This window comes from Streptomyces blattellae (genome assembly GCF_009709555.1).
Taxonomy (GTDB): domain Bacteria; phylum Actinomycetota; class Actinomycetes; order Streptomycetales; family Streptomycetaceae; genus Streptomyces; species Streptomyces blattellae.
Genome location: NZ_WJBG01000167.1, coordinates 34,005 through 53,865, shown reverse-complemented (window position 1 = coordinate 53,865; position 19,861 = coordinate 34,005). Strand labels below are relative to the sequence as shown.

The following is a 19,861-nucleotide window of genomic DNA, read 5'->3' as shown; positions in this document are numbered from 1 at the left end:
GCGCTCAGTTCTCGCGCTTCTCCTTGATCTTCGCTGCCTTGCCGCGCAGGTCGCGCAGGTAGTACAGCTTGGCCCGGCGCACGTCGCCCTTGGTGACGAGCTCGATCTTCTCGACGATCGGGGTGTGCACCGGGAAGGTGCGCTCGACGCCGACGGAGAAGGAGACCTTGCGGACCGTGAAGGTCTCGCGGACACCGGCGCCCTGGCGACGGATGACCACGCCCTTGAACTGCTGCACACGGGAGCGGTTGCCCTCGATGACGCGGACGTGGACGTTGACCGTGTCGCCCGGGCGGAAGGCCGGGACGTCACTGCGCAGCGACGCGGAGTCGACGATGTCGAGCAGGTGAGACATTTCGTCTGCTTTCCTCGCTGATGCCACAGGTCATCAACGGAAACTAGGTGTTGCGGGATGAGAGCCGTGCTCGTCGGGGCGGGCGTCGTGTCCCCCTGTGGCAGGGGCGCACGCCGGACGGCGCACAGCAGCGGCCTATTCTTCCACGCCCTCTGGCCTGCGCCAAAATCGGCCGTACGGCTCACCCTCCGGGGCGGGCATCCAGCCCAGGATGGAGAGCATCTCGCGGTCCTTCTTGTCGAAGACCTCGGGGTCGCAGCGCTCGATGAGGTCGGGCCGGTGGGCCGTCGTACGTTTCAGCGCCTCGTCCCGGCGCCAGCGGGCGATCTTGCCGTGGTGGCCGCTGAGCAGCACCTCCGGGATCTCCCGGCCGCGCCACTCGGGCGGCTTGGTGTAGACGGGCCCCTCCAGCAGGTTGGCCATGGCGCCGGGCGCGAAGGAGTCGTCCCGGTGCGACTCGGCGTTGCCCAGCACACCGGGCAGCAGGCGGGCCACAGCTTCCGTGATGACGAGTACGGCCGCCTCTCCGCCGGCGAGGACGTAGTCGCCGATGGACACCTCGTAGACGCGCATCCGGGTCGCGTACTCGTCGATGACACGGCGGTCGATGCCCTCGTAGCGGGCGGGCGTGAAGATCAGCCAGGGGCGCTCGGAGAGCTCGACGGCGAGTTCCTGGGTGAAGGGGCGTCCGCTGGGCGTGGGGACGAGGAGTGCGGGGGCGTGGGAGCCGGTCTCGTAGCCGTCGGCGAGGACGGAGTCCAGGGCGTCGCCCCAGGGCTCGGTCTTCATCACCATGCCCGGGCCGCCGCCGTACGAGGTGTCGTCGACGGTGTGGTGACGGTCGTACGTCCAGGCCCGAAGATCATGCACGTGCACGTTCAGCTGTCCACGCGCGCGTGCCTTGCCGACGAGGGAGACGTTCAGGGGCTCCAGGTACTCGGGGAAGATCGTGACGACGTCGAGTCTCATGCTTCGGGGTCCCTCGACGACACGATCTCCGCCTGGTCGTCGATCAGGCCCGGCGGCGGGTCGATGACCGCCCGCTGCTCCTCCAGGTCGATCTCGGTGACGATCTCCGCCACGAAGGGGATCAGCACCTCGCTGCCGTCCGGGCGCTCCACGATGAACAGGTCCTGCGAAGGCAGGTGCGAGATCTCCGTGATCCGGCCGACCTCCGTGCCGTCCTCGGTGACGACGTCCAGGTCCATCAGCTGGTGGTCGTAGTACTCGTCCTCGCCCTCGGGCAGTTCCTCCGGGTCGATCTCGGCGATCAGGAGGATGTTGCGCAGGGCCTCGGCGCCGGTCCGGTCGTGTACGCCCTCGAAGCGCAGCAGGAGGCGGCCGCTGTGCACCCGGCCGGTCTCGACGGTGAGCGGGCCCGCGGACGGGGGGTCGGTGGCCAGTACGGCGCCGGGGGCGAGCCTGAGTTCCGGCTCGTCGGTGCGTACCTCGACGGTGACCTCGCCCTTGATGCCGTGGGCGCGGCCGATCCGGGCGACTACGAGCTGCACTTTTCGAAGATCTCCTGTCGTACGTACGACTGCGGGCCGGGGACGGCCCAGTGGCCCTCCCCGGCCCGAGCCGGTGCTGTGTTCAGCGTCAGCGGACGTGGTCCACGTCGACGAGGTCGACGCGGACACCGCGGCCGCCGATGGCGCCCACGACGGTGCGCAGAGCGCGTGCGGTACGGCCGTTGCGGCCGATGACCTTGCCGAGGTCGTCGGGGTGGACCCGGACCTCCAGCACGCGTCCGCGGCGCAGGGTGCGCGAGGCGACCTGCACATCGTCAGGGTTGTCGACGATGCCCTTCACGAGGTGCTCGAGAGCCTCCTCGAGCATGCTCAGGCCTCGGTCGACGCAGACGAAGAAGACTCAGCGGCGGCCTCGTCCTTCTTCTCAGCCTTCTTCTTCTGGGTGATCGCCTCACCCTTGCCCTCGTCGTCGCCGCCGAGAGCCTCGAAGGACGGACGCGCCGCCTTCTCGGCCGGCTGCAGCAGCGGCGCCGGGGCGGGCTCGCCCTTGAACTTCTGCCAGTCGCCGGTCTTCTTCAGGATGGCGAGGACGGGCTCGGTCGGCTGGGCGCCGACGGAGAGCCAGTACGCCACGCGGTCGGCGTTGACCTCGATGCGCGAGGGGTTCTGCACCGGGTGGTACAGACCGATCTCCTCGATCGCACGGCCGTCACGGCGGGTGCGGGAGTCGGCGATGACGATGCGGTAGTGAGGCGAACGGATCTTGCCCAGACGCTTCAGCTTGATCTTGACTGCCACGGGAGTGGGTTCTCCTGGATTTGACGTGGTTGGGCACGGCGAGATGGCCGCGTGGGGTTGCGGTACCCGAGTGCCCGATGGACGCGTCAGCCGGAGGAGAGAGGGGTCCTGTGCGGCTGTCGAGTACAGCTAGCCATTGTGCCATACCCTGCGGGTCGCTTTGAGCCGACGGTGCGTGAAGCTGGGCATGCTTCAGGGGCACCCGGCGTCTTGGGTGCCTTCGGGGTGGGTCGCGCAGCCCGGCGCTTACGGGGTGCAGCCTGCGCCCACCCGTGCCGCCCCAGCGGCACGACTGCCCGCAGGCTGCGCGAGCTGGGGCGGCACCCCATCGCCACGTGTCCGACCGGCAGCCACGAGATGCCGGTGCTGGAGGTGCCGTGGTTACGCCGCGCCCATAACCTCCGGGATCCGGAACGGCTTGCCGCAGCCGCCGCAGACGATCGGGGCCTGGGCCAGGACCGACGGGACGACGCGGACGTTGCGACCGCAGTCGCAGACGGCTTTGACGCGGACGCCGCCGCCCGAGGAGCCGTGGCGGGCCGCCGGGCCGCGGAAGGTGCGGGACGTGTCGGCGGACGTCGCCACGGTGTGGGCCTTGAGGGCGCGCTGGAGCCGCTCGATCGTCGGGCGGTAGCGGCGCTTCGCCTCGGGGTTGAGCGTGACCAGGGAGAAGCCGCTGCTGGGGTGCGGTTCCTCCGGGTGGTCCAGGCCCAGCTCCTCGGCGATCGCGAGGAATCTGCGGTTGTGGTAGCGGCCGGCGCGCGAGGTGTCGCGGACTCCGCGAGCGGCGGCGATGCCGTGGACTGCCTCATGGAGCAGTCGCTCGAAGGAGAGCTCGTGCCCGCAGGCGGACGACGACTCCCCGATCAGTGACTCGGGCGCGGCAAGATCCGGCAGCTCGGGGTGGTACCGCTGAATGTCGGCCCACGCCTGCGCCAGCTCTGCGGCGAGAACAGGTGGTGTCTGTGTCGTGCTCACGTAATGACAACGAGCCAGAGTGCCGCTGTGTTCCTATTCCGGGGCATCCCAAATAATTTGCACGTACCCGTCAGTTGCCGCTGATGCGTCCGGACGAGGGCGGGTGCGCTGATCTGCGGAGAAGCCTCACAGCTCATGCCAAGCCGGTACGTAGTCTGACGTAGGACCCGGCGCGTAGAGCCTGTCCGCGCGCCGGGCACGTGTGTTCGCGCGATGCGCAAGAGGCGTTTCGGTCGCTCTCCCACGGGAAGGACGCTGTCTCAGTAAGCGCGCGCGACGATCGCGACGTTACCGGGTGCGTCGTCGGCGTCCGGCACCGACCCGTCCTCGGCGACCAGACATCGCACGGTCACCGCATGCTCACCCAGCTTGACCTCGCCTTCTTCGCCGAGGACCGCCCAGGGGATGCGCGCCCAGCCACCGGCGATCGTCGCGTCGACGGCCTCCGCGATGCTCGACACGTCGGACGTACGCGACTCGCGGCGCTCGCGGGACTGGGCCAGCAGCAGCGCCTGATCCTCTTCGAGGACCGTGGGGAGCAGTCGTACGAGCGAGTCGATCGCCACCGGCTCCTTGCCTCCGGGAATCCGGCGGGCCAGCATCGCGGTGCCGTTCTCCAGGTCGCGGGGCCCGACCTCGATGCGTACCGGCACGCCCTTCAGCTCCCAGTCGACGGCCCGGCGCCCGAAGGGGGTGTCCGTGCGGTCGTCGACGTGGACGCGGATGCCCGCGGCCTTCAGCTGATCGCCGATCTCGCGAACCTTGGCCAGAACCGCCTCGTCGCCCTTGATCGCAAGGACGACGGCCTGCACCGAGGCGAGCCGCGGCGGGACCCGCAGCCCGTTGTCATCTCCGTGAGTCATCACCAGGGCGCCGATCATGCGGGTGGTGGACCCCCAGGACGTCTGCCAGACCAGTTCTTCCCTGCCGTCCCTGGACAGGTACCGGGTGTTGAAGGCCTTGGCGAAGTTCTGGCCCAGCTCATGACTGGTGGCCAGCTGGAGGGCCTTGCCGTCGCCCATCATCGCTTCGAGGGTGAGGGTGTTGAGGGCGCCCGCGAAGCGCTCCTTGGGGGTCTTGCGGCCGGGGACGGAGTCCATGGCGAGGACGTTCACCATGAAGTCCTCGTAGACCTCGCTGTGGATATGCGCGGCGAAGTCGCGGGCGTCCTCGTAGGTGGCGTGCGCGGTGTGGCCTTCCTGCCACAGGAATTCGGTCGTCCGGAGGAAGAGACGGGGCCGCAGCTCCCAACGGACCACGTTCGCCCACTGGTTGATCAGCAGCGGCAGATCGCGGTAGCTCTGCACCCACTTCGAAAAGTAGTCGTTGATGATCATCTCGGAGGTGGGACGGACCACGGCCGGCTCTTCGAGGTCCTTGCCGCCGCCATGGGTGACGACGGCGAGTTCGGGCGCGAAGCCCTCGACGTGCTCGGCTTCCTTGGCGAAGTACGACTGCGGGATCAGCAGCGGGAAGTACGCGTTCTGGGCGCCCGTCTCCTTGATGCGGGCGTCCATCCCGGCCTGGATCCGCTCCCACAGCCCGTACCCGTACGGTCGGATCACCATGGTGCCGCGCACCGGACCGTTGTCGGCCAGTTCGGCCTTGCTGATCAGATCCTGGTACCAGCGCGGGAAGTCGTCCGCCCGCGGGGTGAGTACGGGTGCCTTTGCCATGGCGAGATGGTACGGGCCCACGTTGCCGGAATGTGAAATCTGGCCACTCGCACAGCGAACCCACAAGCCCGGCGGCACAACCCTCTGGACGAGGCGACGGACGCGGAGTTTCCTGGCATACGGGGGGACAGCGAGCGCACGTCACGGGGGCTACGGAATCGGGTACAGCGGCAACTCTCGTCGGATTGGGGCGCTTTAGATGACACCTACGCTCGTGCGGCAGCACCTGTCTCCCGCGGGCCCCAGGCCACGCGTGGATCTGTGTGCACGCGCGCGTGACTGGTCCGAGATCCAGGAGCGGATGCTGGTTCCGCTCTTCGAGGCCGTCTACGAGCGACTGGAAGTGGGCGCCGGCACCCGGCTCCTCGGCCTCGGCTGCGGATCCGGGCTGGCCCTGTTGATGGCGGCCTCCAGAGGCGCCGCCGTCACCGGTGTCGAACCCTCCTCCGCAGAGCGGCTCGCCCTCGCGCGGGAGCGGCTGCTGCCCGGGGCGTGGGACACGCGCGCGCGTGCGGGCATCCGGCTCGTCGACGGCTCACCGCGGGACACGGCCGACGCCAGGACGCCCGCGTACAGCGTGGTGACCGCCTTCGAGCCCATCGGGTGTCTCGCGGGCGACTCGGAGGGGCTCGGCGAGCTGATCGAGGCAGCGACACCGCTCGCCGGGCGGCGGGCGCCCATGGTGCTGGCCGGCTGGGGTCCGCCGGAACGCTGCACCACGTCGTCCGTGCTGCGGGTGGCCGCAAAGCTGGCGGATCCGCTGCGCAGCACGGGGAGTTGGCGCCCCGCACTCCGCGACGATCTGGAGGAGGTCGCCCAGCGGGCGGGTCTGAAGCCCGACGGTTCGGGCCGGGTGGCGTGCCCCTTCGGCTACGCCGACATGGACAGCGCGCTGCGCGGGCTGCTGTCCACGAGGCTCTTCGACGCGGCGATCAGCGCGACGGATCAGGCGCAGGTCGAGAAGGAGCTGACGGAGGCCCTGCATCCGTATCTGCGGCGGGACGGGACGGTGTGGATGCCGAACGTGTTCCGGTATCTGATCGCCCGCACGCCCTAGGGGGTGCGGGCGCCGGCTCACCGGTACGCCCTACACGTCCACGTCCTTCGCCAGCCGCGTGATCCCCGCGATCCGGTACGCGTCCGCCTCCTCCAGCGTCTCCCGCTCCAGGAGGGCCTGGGCGAGGGCGTCCAACCGGCCGCGGTGGTCGCGGAGTTTGCGGCAGGCCTCGTCGTAGCACTCGTCGACGATCCGGCGCATCTCGCTGTCGATCACGTCGAGCGTCTGGGGCGCGGCGGCGAGGCCGTACGCCTGCTGGGCGTCGTTCGGGAGCGCGGACAGCCGTCCCACCCGCTCGCTCATCCCCCACCGCGCGACCATGCCGCGCGCGATGGCGGTGACCGTTTCGAGGTCGCTCTCGGATCCCGTGGTCACTACGCCGTAGACCACCTGCTCCGCGGCCATCCCCCCGAGCGCGCCGATGATACGGCCGCGCAAGTACCCCTCCGAGTGCGCGTAGCGCTCCACCTCGGGGGTCGACATCGTCACCCCGAGGGCCCGGCCACGCGGCACGATGGTGATCTTGCGTACCGGGTCGGCGCCGGGCTCCAGCATGCCCAGGAGGGCGTGGCCGCTCTCGTGGTACGCGGTACGACGGCGGTCCTCCTCCGGCATCACCAGGGTGCGCTCGGCGCCCAACTGCACCTTTTCCAGGGCCTCGGACAGGTCCGACCACGTCACGTGGTCCTGCCCCCGCTTCACCGCGAGCAGCGCGCCCTCGTTCGCGAGATTGGCCAGATCCGCACCTGACATGCCTGGGGTCGTGCGAGCCAGCCGGGCCAGGTCCACGTCCTCGGCGAGCGGGATGTCGCGCGTGTGGATCCGCAGGATCGCCTCGCGCCCTCCGCGGTCCGGCGTCGCGACGCTGACCACCCGGTCGAACCGTCCGGGCCGGGTCAGTGCCGGATCCAGGATGTCGGCGCGGTTCGTCGCCGCGATGACGATCACGCCCTCCGATCCGGAGAAGCCGTCCATCTCCGTGAGGATCTGGTTCAGCGTCTGCTCGCGCTCGTCGTGACCGCTCACCGACGCGCCGCCGCCCCGCACGCGTCCGATGGTGTCGATCTCGTCGATGAAGATGATCGACGGCGCCACCTTGCGGGCCTCGGCGAACAGCTCCCGGACCCGGGACGCCCCGACGCCGACGATCATCTCGATGAACTCGGACGCGGAGGCGGAGAAGAACGGCACGCCCGCCTCGCCCGCCACCGCCCGGGCCAGCAGGGTCTTGCCGGTGCCCGGCGGCCCCGCGAGCAGCACGCCCCTCGGCATCTTCGCGCCCATCCTGCGGTAGGCGTCGGGATGTTCCAGGAAGCCGACGACATCGTCCAGTTCGCCCTTGACCTCGTCGATACCGGCCACGTCGGCGAAGGTGGTGCGCTGTCTGCCCGGCTGGAGCTCGACCGGCTTGGGTGGTGCCTTGCGGCCCAGCATGCCGCCCGCGCCGCCCAGGCCCGAGCCGATCCGCCGGGCGAAGAAGATCCACACTGCCACCAGAAGCACGATCGGGATCAAGGAGAGCAGTACGTTGGACAGCAGTCCGCGCTCCCGCACGACCGGCTCCGCTGTCACCGTCACGTCGTGGGTGCGCAGACTCTGCCAGAGGCCGTCGTCCGCGAAGGCGGGGCGCTGCGTCTTGAACCTGGTGTAGTCGCCGTCGCCTTCCGGGTTGTCCCGAGCGCTCTTGAGCTGCCCCTGGATGGAGTCGCCCTTGGAGTAGATCTTGTCGACGTTGCCCGCATCAACCTGCCTGCTGAACTCCGTGTACGAGATCGTCGGCTCGTTGCCCCTGTCGAGGTACGTCAGCCCCACATACGCCAGCAGGAACACGAGCACCGCGGTGAGCAGCAGCCCCCACCACCGCCCGCGCGTCCGCCTGCCACCCGGCTGCCTGGGCGGTTCCTCCGGAGTGCCTTCGGTGCGCCACGGCTGGTCAGGGGCCTTGCGAGGTGGCGCGGCATTGCTCATATCTGGACGTTACGGCAGATGACAAAGCACAGCACGCGCTGAGGGCGCCCCGTGTGAAGAAGGGCGCCCTCAGGGCCGTATCGAGGCAACAGGACCGTATCGAAACAATCAGCCCATGAACTTCTTGAAGTCGTCCGGCAGCTCGAACTCCTGCGCGCCCTGCTGCGGCACGCCGAACGCGTTGCCGCCCTGAGCGGCGGCGGCGCGGCGGGCGGCGGCCTCCTGCTCCTGCTGCTTGCGCTTCATCGGGTTGCCGGAGCGCTGCTTGCCCTTGGCCTTCTTGGGCTGCTTCTTCGACCGGCCGGGGCCGCCACCCATGCCCGGGACGCCCGGCATACCGGGCATACCGCCGCCCTGAGCCATGCGGGACATCATCTTGCGGGCCTCGAAGAACCGCTCCACCAGGTTCTTCACCGCGCTGACCTCGACACCGGAGCCCTTGGCGATACGGGCGCGGCGCGATCCGTTGATGATCGTCGGCTCCTGGCGCTCGGCCGGCGTCATCGACTTGATGATCGCGGCCGTGCGGTCGACGTCACGCTCGTCGAGGTTGTTGATCTGGTCCTTGATCTGGCCCATGCCGGGCAGCATGCCAAGGAGCTTCGAGATGGAGCCCATTTTCCTGACCTGCTCCATCTGGGCCAGGAAGTCGTCCAGGGTGAAGTCCTGGCCCTTCTTGGACGCCAGCTTCGAGGCCATCTTCTCGGCCTCTTCCTGGCTGAACGTCTTCTCCGCCTGCTCGATCAGGGTGAGCAGGTCACCCATGTCGAGGATGCGGGAGGCCATCCGGTCAGGGTGGAAGGCGTCGAAGTCGTCGAGCTTCTCGCCGTTCGACGCGAACATGATCGGCTTGCCGGTGATCTGCCGGATCGACAGGGCCGCGCCACCGCGGGCGTCACCGTCGAGCTTGGAGAGCACCACACCGTCGAAGCCGACGCCGTCACGGAAGGCCTCTGCGGTGTTGACCGCGTCCTGGCCGATCATCGCGTCGACGACGAAGAGGATCTCGTCCGGGCCGATGGCGTCCCTGATGTCCGCGGCCTGCTGCATCATCTCCTGGTCGATGCCGAGGCGGCCGGCGGTGTCCACGATCACGATGTCGTGGACCCGGGACTTCGCGAAGTCGATGGAGTCCTTGGCGACCTTCACCGGGTCGCCCACGCCGTTGCCCGGCTCCGGCGCGAAGACCGCGACATCGGCGCGCTCGGCGACCACGCTGAGCTGGTTCACGGCGTTCGGGCGCTGGAGGTCGGCGGCGACGAGCAGCGGGGAGTGGCCCTGCCCCTTGAGCCAGCGGCCGAGCTTGCCCGCGAGGGTGGTCTTACCGGCACCCTGCAGACCCGCCAGCATGATCACGGTGGGCGGCTGCTTGGCGAAGCGGAGTCGACGGGTCTCGCCCCCGAGGATGGTGACCAGTTCCTCGTTGACGATTTTGATGAACTGTTGCGCCGGGTTGAGAGCCTTCGAGATCTCGACGCCGAGCGCCCGCTCCTTCACGTTCTTGATGAACGTGCGGACGACAGGGAGGGCGACGTCTGCTTCCAGCAGCGCGATGCGGATCTCGCGCGCCGTGGCGTCGATGTCCGCCTCGGACAGCCTGCCTTTGCCGCGGAGGTTTTTGAAAGTCGCGCTGAGGCGGTCGGAGAGGGTATCGAACACGGTGGCGTCGGTCCTCGGGGTCGGAGTCGTTTTGGGCTGCCCTCCAGGGTATCCGGCCCCGCAAGCAATTCGTCCCCGGCCGCTGTGTTCGGCGGCCGGGGACGAGAACCCCCGCGGTGGCGGGGAGCAGGCGTTGCCCGACTTCAGCACGTGCTGAGCCGGGGGACCATCCCCGCGTCTGCAGGGAGCACATCAGCTGAACGCACGACATGACCGCAAGGTCACGCCCGCAACGTCTCCTCCAGCTTCCGCGCCACGGCCCCCGCTTCCCCGGTCGGCAGCGGTGCGCCATCCTGGCCGGTCACGTAGAAGGCGTCCACCGCGTTGGCGCCCAGCGTGGACACATGCGCGCTGCGTACCCGCACTCCCGCGTCCTCCAGCGCGCGTCCGATCCGGTGCAGCAGTCCGGGCGCGTCATGGGCGCGCACCTCGATCACCGTCGCCAGCCGTGACGCCGCCGGTGCGACCGTCACCCGGGGCGGCGGCGCCACGACGCCCCGGCGCCGCGGGTAGGCCGCGTCCCGCTCGGCGAGGCGGCCCGCGATGTCCAGGGATCCGTCCAGGGCCCGGACGAGATCGGCCCGCAGCCGCGCGGCCTGCGGCAGGGAGCCGTACTCGGCGGCGACCCGCCAGTCCAGCAGCAGGACGGATCCCTCGACGCCGTCCGGCAGGTCCAGGGCCCGCAGTTCCGCGGTGCGCACGGTCAGCCGGTGCATCGCCAGCACACCGGCCACCGCGGGCAGCACGCCCTTCTGGTCCGGTACGGCGATCAGCAGCTCGACGCCGAGCGGTTCGGGATCGCCGGACGGCTGGTCCTCCGTGGGCGGCTCGGTCTGCGCGCGCAGCGACAGCACGGGGCTGCCGGTGGCGACCGCCTCGATGGCGAGCCGCTCCTGCTCGGCGGTGGGCGCGGCGGCCTCAGGCTCCTCCGGAGCGTCCCCGGCGAGCACCGCCGAGACCCGCCGCACCAGGTCGGCGACGAGGGATCCGCGCCAGGACGACCAGGCGGCCGGCCCGGTGGCCAGCGCGTCCGCCTCGGTCAGCGCGTGCAGCAGCTCCAGGGTGCTCTGCGTGCCGACCGCCTCGGCGACCGCGCGCACGGTGGCCGGGTCCTCCAGGTCGCGCCGGGTGGCCGTCTCGACGAGCAGCAGGTGATGCCGTACGAGGGTGGCGAGCACGGCGACGTCCTCGCGGTCGAAGCCGATCCGGGCGGCCACGTCGCGCGCGATGATCTCGCCGGCCACCGAGTGGTCGCCGGGCCAGCCCTTGCCGATGTCGTGCAGCAGCGCGGAGACCAGGAGCAGGTCGGGGCGGCTGACGCGGCGGGCGAAGTCGGAGGCGCGGACGGCCGTCTCGATGAGATGCCGGTCCACGGTCCAGATGTGCACGGCGTTGCGCTGCGGGCGGCAGCGGACCCGCTCCCAGTCGGGGAGCATGCGGGTGATCAGGCCCTCGGCCTCCAGCGCCTCCCACACCTCGACGGTCGGGCGGCCGGAGCCCAGCAGGGTCACCAGCTGTTCGCGTGCCTCGGCGGGCCAGGGCGTGGGCAGGGGGCGCGTGGTGGCCGCCATGCGCCGTACGGCGTGCAGGGAGAGCGGGAGGCCGGCCTCCGCGGCGGCGGCAGCGGCGCGCAGGGGCAGCACGGGGTCGCGTTCGGGGCGCGCGGCGCGGGCGAGCACCACCTCGCCGTCCTGTTCCACCACGCCTTCGGCCAGCGGGGAGCGCTCGGCGACCGGCTTCCCGCCGCCCAGCATGGCGCGCAACCGCGGCCGCACAGCGCGCGACCGCAGCACGCGCCCCACTTCACGCCAGGTGACATCGCTTGCATACGACACCACGCGCGCCGCCTCGTACACCTGCCGCAGCAGGGTGTCCGCGTCGAGGAGTCCCAGCTCGCCGGCGACCTGGTCCTGCTCCTGGAGGGACAGCCGGTCGGTCGCCCGGCCCGTCGCCAGATGCAGGGCGTCGCGGACGTCGAGCAGCCGGCGCCGGGCGTCGTCGAGGCCCTCGCGCGGGGCGTCGGCCAGCCAGGAGGCGGCGACGGCGCGCAGGGCGGTGGCGTCACGGAGGCCGCCGCGGGCCTCCTTCAGGTCCGGCTCCAGCAGGTACTGCAGCTCACCCTGGCGCTCGGCGCGCTCGGCGCACAGCTCCTGAAGTTCGGGGAGTCGTTTCGGCGCCTGGTTGCGCCAGTCGGCGAGGACGGCCGTGCGCAGTCCTGCGGTCAGGCCGAGGTCGCCCGCGATGTGCCGCGCGTCCAGGAGACCGAGTTGGACTTTCAGATCCTCGGCCGCGGTCTTGCGGGCCTCGGCCGGGGTGCGCACCGAGTGGTCGAGGGCCAGGCCCAGATCCCAGACGGGGTACCAGATGCGGTCGGCCAGCGCGGCGACCGCGTCCGTGTCACCGCCGTCGTGCAGCAGGAGCAGGTCGAGGTCGCTGCGCGGGGACAGCTCGCCGCGGCCGTAGCCGCCGACCGCGATCAGGGAGGCGCCCTTGAGCCCGTCGGAGCCCGCGCCGAAGAGCCCCGACAGCCAGTCGTCGGTCAGTTCGGCGAGGGCCGCACGGCGCGGCGGCCCGGACCGCGCCCCCTCCGTCAGGAGGCGCAGCCGGGCCGCCGCGTAGCCGCTGGGTCCCGAGTCCTCTGCATCTTTCCGTACGTCCGTACTCGTCACCCAGCGACTCCTGTTCTTCTTCTTTTTAGAGCGCGTCCGGGCCGCGCTCGCCGGTCCGCACCCGTACGGCCGTCTCGACCGGGAGGGACCAGACCTTGCCGTCACCGATCTTGCCGGTACGGGCCGCCTTGACGATGACGTCGATCAGCTGTTCGGCGTCGTCGTCCTCGGCCAGGACCTCGATGCGGATCTTGGGGACCAGGTCGACCGTGTACTCGGCGCCCCGGTAGACCTCGGTGTGGCCCCGCTGACGACCGTAACCGCTCGCCTCGGTGACCGTCAGTCCGTGCACCCCGAAGGCCTGGAGGGCTTCCTTGATCTCGTCGAGCCGGTGCGGCTTGACGACGGCGGTGATGAGCTTCATGCGTCCACCTTCTTGCTGGCAGTGTCGGCGACCGGGGCCGGGGCTGCGGCCTTGGCGGCACCGCCGCCGGCGCCGCTGAAGTCGTATGCGGTCTCGGCGTGCTCGGCCTGGTCGATGCCGGCCACCTCCTCGTCCTCGGAGACCCGCATACCGATGGTCTTGTCGAGGAGGAAGGCGAGGAGCGCGGAGACGACCAGGGAGTAGCCGAGGACGGCACCGACGCCCGCGAGCTGCTTCCACATCTGCTCCATGCCGCCGCCGTAGAACAGGCCCTCGACATCGGACTGGCCCTTGCCGCTGGCCAGGAAGCCGATGAGCAGGGAGCCGACGACACCGCCGACGAGGTGGACACCGACGACGTCGAGCGAGTCGTCGTAGCCGAGCTTGTACTTCAGGCCGACGGCCATGGCGCACAGCAGACCGGCGACGACACCGACGACGATCGCGCCGACCGGGGAGACCGCGCCACCGGACGGGGTGATCGCGACCAGACCGGCGACCGCGCCGGAGGCGGCGCCCAGCGTGGTGAACGCGCCGTGGCGGATCTTCTCGTAGATCAGCCAGGACAGCATGGCGGCGGCGGTGGCGATCTGCGTGTTGACGAACATCAGGGAGCCGACGCCGTCGTCGTTGCCGAGCCACGAGCCGGCGTTGAAGCCGAACCAGCCGAACCACAGCAGACCGGCACCGAGCATGACCAGCGGGAGGCTGTGCGGGCGCATCGGGTCCCTCTTGAAGCCGACCCGCTTGCCGATGACCAGGATCACGCCGAGCGCCGCGGCACCGGCGTTGATGTGGACCGCCGTACCACCGGCGAAGTCGATGACGCCCAGGTCGAATGCCCAGCCGCCCTCGCCCCAGACCCAGTGGGCGACGGGGAAGTAGACGATCGTGGCCCACAGGGCGACGAACAGCGCCCATGCCGTGAACTTCACGCGGTCCGCGAGAGCACCGCTTATAAGAGCCGGGGTGATGATCGCGAACATCAGCTGGAAGACCAGGAAGGCGAGGACCGGGATGTTGTAGGCACCCCACAGGTCACCGGTCTCGATGCCGCTGAGTCCGACATAGTCCGAGGTCCAGCCGATGATGCTGCCACTGTCCGTGCCGAAGGCGAGGGAGAAGCCGTACAACACCCACAGGATGGTGACGATGCCGATGCTGATGAAGCTCATCATCAGCATGTTCAGGGTGCTCTTCACCCGGACCATGCCGCCGTAGAAGAAGGCGAGACCGGGGGTCATGAGCAACACCAGAGCCGAGCAGATCAGCATGAACCCGGTGTTTGCGGCAGACAGCGTGGGAGCGTCTGCGGCTAGCGTGATGGCGGTTGATGCCATCGGCGTCTCCTCGTCGTTGGTACGGCCCCGTGCGGGCGAAGCCTTGAGCGGATTTGAGGGGTGGGACCGGTTTATGCGCCATGAGATTGGCGCAGCGCCGTTTCGATGGAAGCCCCTCGTTGTTTCGCCGCCGTGACGAAGGCGCCCCGCGTGTTACGCGTTGATGAACTGCGAGATGCCCGCCCGCCCGATCGTTATCGTGGCGCAACCTTCCACGACTGCCGCCGCAACCCCCCATTGAGCAACCCCCACGGCGACCAGCCACCTCCGCGAGAGCGGCGCCGGTTTAGGCGCAAAGGCGCGCATCCGGCCGCGGTCGGCCCTCCGATGACCTGGCAGGGGGGAGCCGAGTCGGGCGGTTCGGGAGGGCCGGCCGCGGCCGGGGTTCTGGGGTGTCAGACCGCTTCGGCGGTCTCCGGCAGCTCGATGGCGAGGCGGTCGGTGAGGTCCACGACCTCGGCGAGATCACCGAAGTCGCGTACGGCCGTGTCGACCGTCTTTCGAATACGAGTGGTCACGCGCTCGGAGCGGACCTTCTTGGCGATGCCCATGGCCTCGGCGGCGAGGACCGAGGCCTGCTCGGGCTCCCGCCGCAGCAGATGCACGGTGGCCATCCCGATCGCGTTCAGCGCATACGACCGCTGGTGCTCGGTGTCCTTGGCGAAGAGGTCGACGGCCCGCTGCATCAGGGGCTCGGCGAGGGACGCGTAGGTGGGGCTGCGGCCCGCCACATAGGCGAGGTCGCGGAAGGAGTGCGAGTTCTCGCCGTACAGCTCGGCCTCGGAGAAGAAGCGGATCCAGTCGGGGTCGGGCTCGTCCCACTCGTCGGCCTCGCCGAAGGTGTCCTCGGCCATCCGCACCGCCCGCTTGCACTTGCCGGGCTGGCCCATGTTGGCGTAGGCCCGTGCCTCCATCGCATACAGCATCGACTGGGTGCGGGGGCTCGCGCAGTCCCGGCTGCCGTACTGCGCGAGGTGGATCAGTTCCAGGGCGTCGTCGGGCCGGCCGAGGTGGATCATCTGGCGGCTCATGCTGGACAGGATGTACGAGCCGAGCGGCTTGTCACCCGCCTCCTTGGCGGCGTGCAGGGCGAGCACGAAGTACTTCTGCGCGGTGGGCTGGAGCCCGATGTCGTACGACATCCAGCCGGCCAGCTCGGCCAGCTCGGCGGCGACCTTGAACAGCTTGCGGGCGGTGGACTCGGGCTGGGGCTCCTGGAGGAGGTCGGTCACCTCGTGCAACTGGCCGACGACGGCCTTGCGGCGCAGGCCGCCACCGCACTGGGCGTCCCACTGCCGGAACATCACGGTGGTGGACTCCAGGAGGTCCAGCTCCGGCTTGGACAGCCGGCCACGCGCGCGTGAGGACGGGACGGGCCCGGTCTCCTGCTGCGGGGCCTGCGGCGCCGGCACCAGCCAGCGCTGCATCGGCTCGATCAGGGACGGGCCCGCGGAGAGGGCCAGCGAGGTCCCGAGGAAGCCGCGCCGCGCCAGCATCAGGTCGCTGCGCGAGAACTCGCTGAGCAGGGCCACGGTCTGCGGGCCCGTCCAGGGGAGGTCGACTCCGGAGACGGAGGGTGCCTGGCGAGCGGCGCGCAGCCCCAGGTCCTCGACGGAGACGACACAGCCGAACCGCTCGGAGAACAGCTCGGACAGGATCCGGGGGATCGGCTCACGCGGATTCTCGCCGTCCAGCCAGCGACGCACCCGCGAGGTGTCCGTGGAGATGTGGTTGGCGCCCAACTGGCGGGCCCTGCGGTTCACTTGCCGCGCAAGTTCCCCCTTGGACCACCCGCTGCGCACGAACCACGAGCCGAGCAGCTCATTGGGGCGCTTGTCAGCGTTCGTACCGCTTCCGCCGTTGCCGCCCACTGGAACGCCCCCATCCCTGAGACCACATGTCCCCTGAGACCACTTGCCGCCGAGTGTGTCGCCGGGTGGCCAAGCCCTATCAGAATGCCGGTACATACGGCTGCCCGTCCGGCAGTTGTCACCCTTCGAACGGGAAGCCTAGTTGCCCTCGGCATACCCACCACGGCATGTGCCGCTCAGGACTCGCGCACTCAAAGTAATCCTACGATCACCGTTCCAGCCATGGCGATCCCGAAAACGCCACCATTCGCCACCCCTTCGAATGAACTCACGGTCGCTCGTACGCGATTCACTTGACATAGAACGGACAGGAGTGGGCGGAGCGGTGCACTCAGGGGCGCACGAAGCCTGGCACACAACCCGAGTCGCTCGAAGGCGCCATTTCGTGCCGAGCCGGGGACACGGTCAGTCACATTCCGGGTCGTCTCGTAACCACCGGTGCGTCGGACCCGTTGGAGGGGGCATGGGCTTCACGATCGGCAGCAGTCGGGGCATCCGCGACATCCGGTCCGGCTCGCGCCGCCGCGGCCGCACCGCGGAGTGCACCGCCGTGGCCGAGTTCACCGGGCTCTGGGGCTGGGACGTGGTGCCGGGCGCGCGGGCCGCGGCGGGCGCCTGTTCCTGCGGCCACCCCGACTGCCGCACGCCGGGCGCACATCCGCTGGACTTCGCGCCGGAGGTGCCCGCCGGCGCAACCCTCGACCAGGTGACCGAGTCCTGGGGCGAGTTCCCCGGCGCCTCGGCGATGCTGCCGGTCGGCCGGATGTTCGACGTGATCGAGGTCGCCGAGCCCGCCGGACGCCGTGCCCTGGCCCGGCTGGAGCGCATGGGCCTCCCGGTCGGCCCGGTGACAGCGTCCCCCGAGGGCCGCGCCCACTTCTTCGTCGCCCCCGGCGCCGCCACCGAACTCCAAGAGCTGCTCTACCGCATGGGCTGGGACGACCCCACCTCCCTCGACCTGCACGGCCTCGGCCCGGGTACGTACATCACGGCCCCGCCCTCCGACCGGGGCGGCCTGGGCCCGGTGCGCTGGCTGCGCTCCCCCGAGCTGGACTCGGCGACCCGGCCACCGGAGGCCCGGCTGCTGCTCGGGACGCTGGCCTACGTGGCACATCGATCGCGGGCGTAGCCCCGCCGGACAGCGACCTCGCGGACGTAGCCCCGCCGCACAGCAACAGCGAAGGGCGCCACCGCACTGCACCATGCGGCGGCGCCCTTCTCGAAGGGGCCTCACTCTCCGATAAGCGCATCCACGAACGCCTCCGGCTCGAACGGCGCCAGGTCATCGGCGCCCTCGCCGAGACCGACCAGCTTGACCGGCACGCCCAGCTCACGCTGCACGGCGACCACGATGCCGCCCTTCGCCGTACCGTCCAGCTTGGTCAGGACGATGCCGGTGATGTCGACGACCTCGGCGAAGACGCGGGCCTGCACCAGCCCGTTCTGGCCAGTGGTGGCGTCCAGCACGAGCAGCACCTCGTCCAGCGGAGCGTGCTTCTCCACGACCCGCTTGACCTTGCCCAGCTCGTCCATCAGGCCGGTCTTGGTGTGCAGCCGCCCGGCGGTGTCGATGAGGACGACGTCGGAGCCCATCTCCTTGCCCTCCTTGACCGCGTCGAAGGCGACGGAGGCGGGGTCGCCGCCCTCGGGCCCGCGCACGGTGTACGCACCGACCCGCTCACCCCAGGTCTGCAGCTGGTCGGCGGCGGCGGCCCGGAAGGTGTCGGCGGCGCCCAGGACGACGCTGTTGCCGTCGGCGACGAGGACCCGGGCGAGCTTGCCGGTGGTGGTGGTCTTGCCGGTGCCGTTGACACCGACGACCATCACGATGCCGGGCTTGCGGCCCTCCGGCTCGGTCTTCACGACACGGTCCATGTCGGTGCCGATCAGCTTGAGCAGCTCCTCCCGCAGCAGGCCTCGTAGCTCCTGGGGCGTCCGGGTACCGAGCACCTTCACGCGCTCACGCAGCCCGTCGACCAGTTCCTGGGTGGGTTGCACACCGACGTCGGCGGTGAGCAAAGTGTCCTCGATCTCCTCCCAGGTGTCGTCGTCGAGGTGCTCGCGCGAGAGCAGCGCGAGCAACCCCTTGCCGAGGGTGTTCTGGGAGCGGGAGAGACGGGCGCGCAGGCGCACCAGGCGCCCCGCGGTGGGCTCCGGGACCTCGATCTCGGTCGGCGGGAGCTCTTCGACGACGGGCGGTTCCTCGACGGCGGCCGGGGCCGAGCCGTCGGGAAGATCCACCTCCTCTATCGTCCGGCGCGGTTCGTCGCGCGGCGTTTCGGCCTCGTCGCCGATGTGCGGCTCGGCCGGCGGGGCGGTGATGTCGGGCGCGGCGGGCGGCGGCGGAGGCAGCGGCTTCTTGCGCCGGCTGCCGACGATGAGCCCGCCCAGCGCGCCGAGCACGACCACGGCGATGACTACAGCAAGGATGACGGTTTCCATAACAGGTCCAGTATTGCGTGACCTCCCGCTCGGCCGTTCGTACTCCACCCGGGACCGCGGGTCCCACTCCCACCTTCCTTGATCGAAGGCCGGACCCCTGGCGAACTGACGCACCGTCAGCTATGGTCCCCGCACATCCGCCGCTGAAGGGGACCTGTCATGCCCGTCACGGTCGTCCGTCTCAACCTCGTCGAGCCCGGCGCCACCCCCGCCTCGCTGAGCGCCCGCTACCGGGCGGCGCTGGAGATGGCCACGTACGCCGACGAGCACGGGATCACCACCGTGCAGACCGAGGAGCACCACGGCGCCGCGAACAACTGGCTGCCGTCGCCCTTCGTCTTCGCGGGAGCGGTCTTCGGCGCCACTCAGGGAAATTCAGGCGCCACTCAGGAAGATTCCGCGGCGCGCACCGGCTCGTCGCTCAGTGGTGGCCGGCCGACGGGCGGGCGGATCGCCGTCACGGTCTCGGCGATCATCGGCCCACTGCACGACCCGCTGCGGCTGGCCGAGGACATCGCCGTACTGGATCTGCTCAGCGGCGGACGGCTGGTGACGGTCGCCGGGATCGGCTACCGGCCCGAGGAATACGACCTGTTCGACGTGGAGTGGAAGCGGCGGGGGCGATTGCAGGACGAACTCCTCGAAACGCTCCTCAATGCCTGGACCGGCGACGAGTTCGAGTACCGGGGCCGTACGGTCCGGGTCACCCCGCGCCCCTACACCGAGCCGCACCCCCTCCTCCTGGTCGGCGGCTCCTCGCAGGCCGCCGCCCGCCGGGCCGCCCGCCTCGGCCTGCCCTTCTTCCCCAGCGCGCATCTGCCGGAGCTGGAGACGTACTACAAGGAACGGCTCATCGAGTACGGCACCGAGGGCTGGACCATGATGCCCGCGACCGAGCAGCCGCTGCTGCACATCGCCGAGGATCCGGACCGGGCGTGGAGCGCGTACGGCGGGCACTTCCTGCACGAGGCACGGACGTACGCCTCCTGGCAGTCGGGCGGCATACGGTCCGCGGTGAAATCGGCGGCCACGACCGTGGACGAGCTGCGCGCCGAGGGCGTCTACCGGATCCTCACGCCGGACGAGTGCGTGACGCAGGGGCTCGACAACTACGTACTGCATCCGCTGTCGGGCGGGATGCCGGTGGAGGAGGGGTGGCGCAGTCTGCGGCTGTTCTGCGAAAACGTACTGCCCCAGCTCGCAGATTGATCA

Annotated in this window: 17 protein-coding genes; 3 read left to right on the top strand and 14 right to left on the bottom strand. The window is 70.2% G+C overall.

The window, feature by feature from the left end:
- Positions 1 to 4: 4 nt before the first annotated feature.
- The 7 genes from rplS to proS form a co-directional block, all read right to left on the bottom strand.
- Positions 5 to 355: a 50S ribosomal protein L19 gene (rplS, locus tag GFH49_RS21370; protein WP_155057704.1), complete on the bottom strand. Its 351-nt coding sequence runs from the start codon at positions 353 to 355 to the stop codon at positions 5 to 7.
- Between the two features lie 135 nt (positions 356 to 490).
- Entirely contained in the window at positions 491 to 1,324 is an 834-nt protein-coding gene (trmD, locus tag GFH49_RS21365) for a tRNA (guanosine(37)-N1)-methyltransferase TrmD (protein WP_155057703.1), read from the bottom strand.
- Positions 1,321 to 1,866 carry a ribosome maturation factor RimM gene (gene rimM / locus GFH49_RS21360; RefSeq protein WP_155057702.1) on the bottom strand — a complete coding sequence of 182 codons (546 nt, stop codon included), beginning with the start codon at positions 1,864 to 1,866 and terminating at the stop codon, positions 1,321 to 1,323. The genes trmD and rimM overlap by 4 nt, the downstream gene beginning before the upstream one ends.
- Positions 1,867 to 1,954: 88 nt before the next feature.
- On the bottom strand, positions 1,955 to 2,194 hold the full coding sequence (locus GFH49_RS21355; RefSeq protein WP_007384965.1) for an RNA-binding protein: 240 nt from the start codon (positions 2,192 to 2,194) through the stop codon (positions 1,955 to 1,957).
- Between the two features lie 2 nt (positions 2,195 to 2,196).
- Positions 2,197 to 2,625, bottom strand: a complete 429-nt coding sequence (gene rpsP / locus GFH49_RS21350) for a 30S ribosomal protein S16 (RefSeq protein WP_155057701.1) — start codon at positions 2,623 to 2,625, stop codon at positions 2,197 to 2,199.
- Between the two features lie 381 nt (positions 2,626 to 3,006).
- The gene (locus GFH49_RS21345; protein WP_155057700.1) at positions 3,007 to 3,603 is read right to left on the bottom strand and encodes a hypothetical protein; all 597 of its coding nucleotides are present in this window, start codon (positions 3,601 to 3,603) and stop codon (positions 3,007 to 3,009) included.
- A gap of 260 nt (positions 3,604 to 3,863) precedes the next feature.
- Positions 3,864 to 5,279, bottom strand: a complete 1,416-nt coding sequence (gene proS, locus GFH49_RS21340; protein WP_155057699.1) for a proline--tRNA ligase — start codon at positions 5,277 to 5,279, stop codon at positions 3,864 to 3,866.
- A 199-nt stretch (positions 5,280 to 5,478) separates the two neighbouring features.
- Between proS and GFH49_RS21335 the strand changes: the two genes are divergently transcribed.
- Positions 5,479 to 6,336, top strand: a complete 858-nt coding sequence (locus GFH49_RS21335) for a type 1 periplasmic-binding domain-containing protein (RefSeq protein WP_155057698.1) — start codon at positions 5,479 to 5,481, stop codon at positions 6,334 to 6,336.
- A gap of 30 nt (positions 6,337 to 6,366) precedes the next feature.
- Here GFH49_RS21335 and ftsH read toward each other — a convergent pair whose 3' ends face one another.
- From ftsH to nsdA, 6 genes are all read right to left on the bottom strand, one after another.
- Positions 6,367 to 8,304, bottom strand: a complete 1,938-nt coding sequence (ftsH, locus tag GFH49_RS21330) for an ATP-dependent zinc metalloprotease FtsH (protein WP_155057697.1) — start codon at positions 8,302 to 8,304, stop codon at positions 6,367 to 6,369.
- 108 nt (positions 8,305 to 8,412) lie between these two features.
- Positions 8,413 to 9,963, bottom strand: a complete 1,551-nt coding sequence (gene ffh, locus GFH49_RS21325; protein ID WP_155057696.1) for a signal recognition particle protein — start codon at positions 9,961 to 9,963, stop codon at positions 8,413 to 8,415.
- Between the two features lie 221 nt (positions 9,964 to 10,184).
- Positions 10,185 to 12,632 (bottom strand): [protein-PII] uridylyltransferase, encoded by a 2,448-nt coding sequence (locus tag GFH49_RS21320; protein WP_155057695.1) that lies wholly within the window; start codon positions 12,630 to 12,632, stop codon positions 10,185 to 10,187.
- Positions 12,633 to 12,657: 25 nt separating this feature from the next.
- Complete coding sequence (locus GFH49_RS21315) at positions 12,658 to 12,996, bottom strand: P-II family nitrogen regulator (protein WP_003997576.1); 339 nt, start codon at positions 12,994 to 12,996, stop codon at positions 12,658 to 12,660.
- A complete protein-coding gene (locus tag GFH49_RS21310; protein ID WP_155057694.1) occupies positions 12,993 to 14,336 on the bottom strand; it encodes an ammonium transporter in 1,344 nt (447 codons plus the stop codon). Before GFH49_RS21310 ends, GFH49_RS21315 begins: the two co-directional genes overlap by 4 nt.
- Positions 14,337 to 14,731: 395 nt before the next feature.
- A complete protein-coding gene (nsdA, locus tag GFH49_RS21305) occupies positions 14,732 to 16,207 on the bottom strand; it encodes a transcriptional repressor NsdA (protein ID WP_155057693.1) in 1,476 nt (491 codons plus the stop codon).
- Positions 16,208 to 16,670: 463 nt separating this feature from the next.
- On the opposite strand from nsdA, the gene GFH49_RS21300 reads away from it, so the two are divergent.
- Positions 16,671 to 17,336: a bifunctional DNA primase/polymerase gene (locus GFH49_RS21300; protein ID WP_155057692.1), complete on the top strand. Its 666-nt coding sequence runs from the start codon at positions 16,671 to 16,673 to the stop codon at positions 17,334 to 17,336.
- Positions 17,337 to 17,437: 101 nt separating this feature from the next.
- On the opposite strand, the gene ftsY is transcribed toward GFH49_RS21300, so the two are convergent.
- Complete coding sequence (gene ftsY, locus GFH49_RS21295) at positions 17,438 to 18,649, bottom strand: signal recognition particle-docking protein FtsY (protein ID WP_155057691.1); 1,212 nt, start codon at positions 18,647 to 18,649, stop codon at positions 17,438 to 17,440.
- A gap of 159 nt (positions 18,650 to 18,808) precedes the next feature.
- On the opposite strand from ftsY, the gene GFH49_RS21290 reads away from it, so the two are divergent.
- Entirely contained in the window at positions 18,809 to 19,858 is a 1,050-nt protein-coding gene (locus GFH49_RS21290; RefSeq protein ID WP_155057690.1) for an LLM class flavin-dependent oxidoreductase, read from the top strand.
- The last annotated feature ends 3 nt before the right edge of the window (positions 19,859 to 19,861 follow it).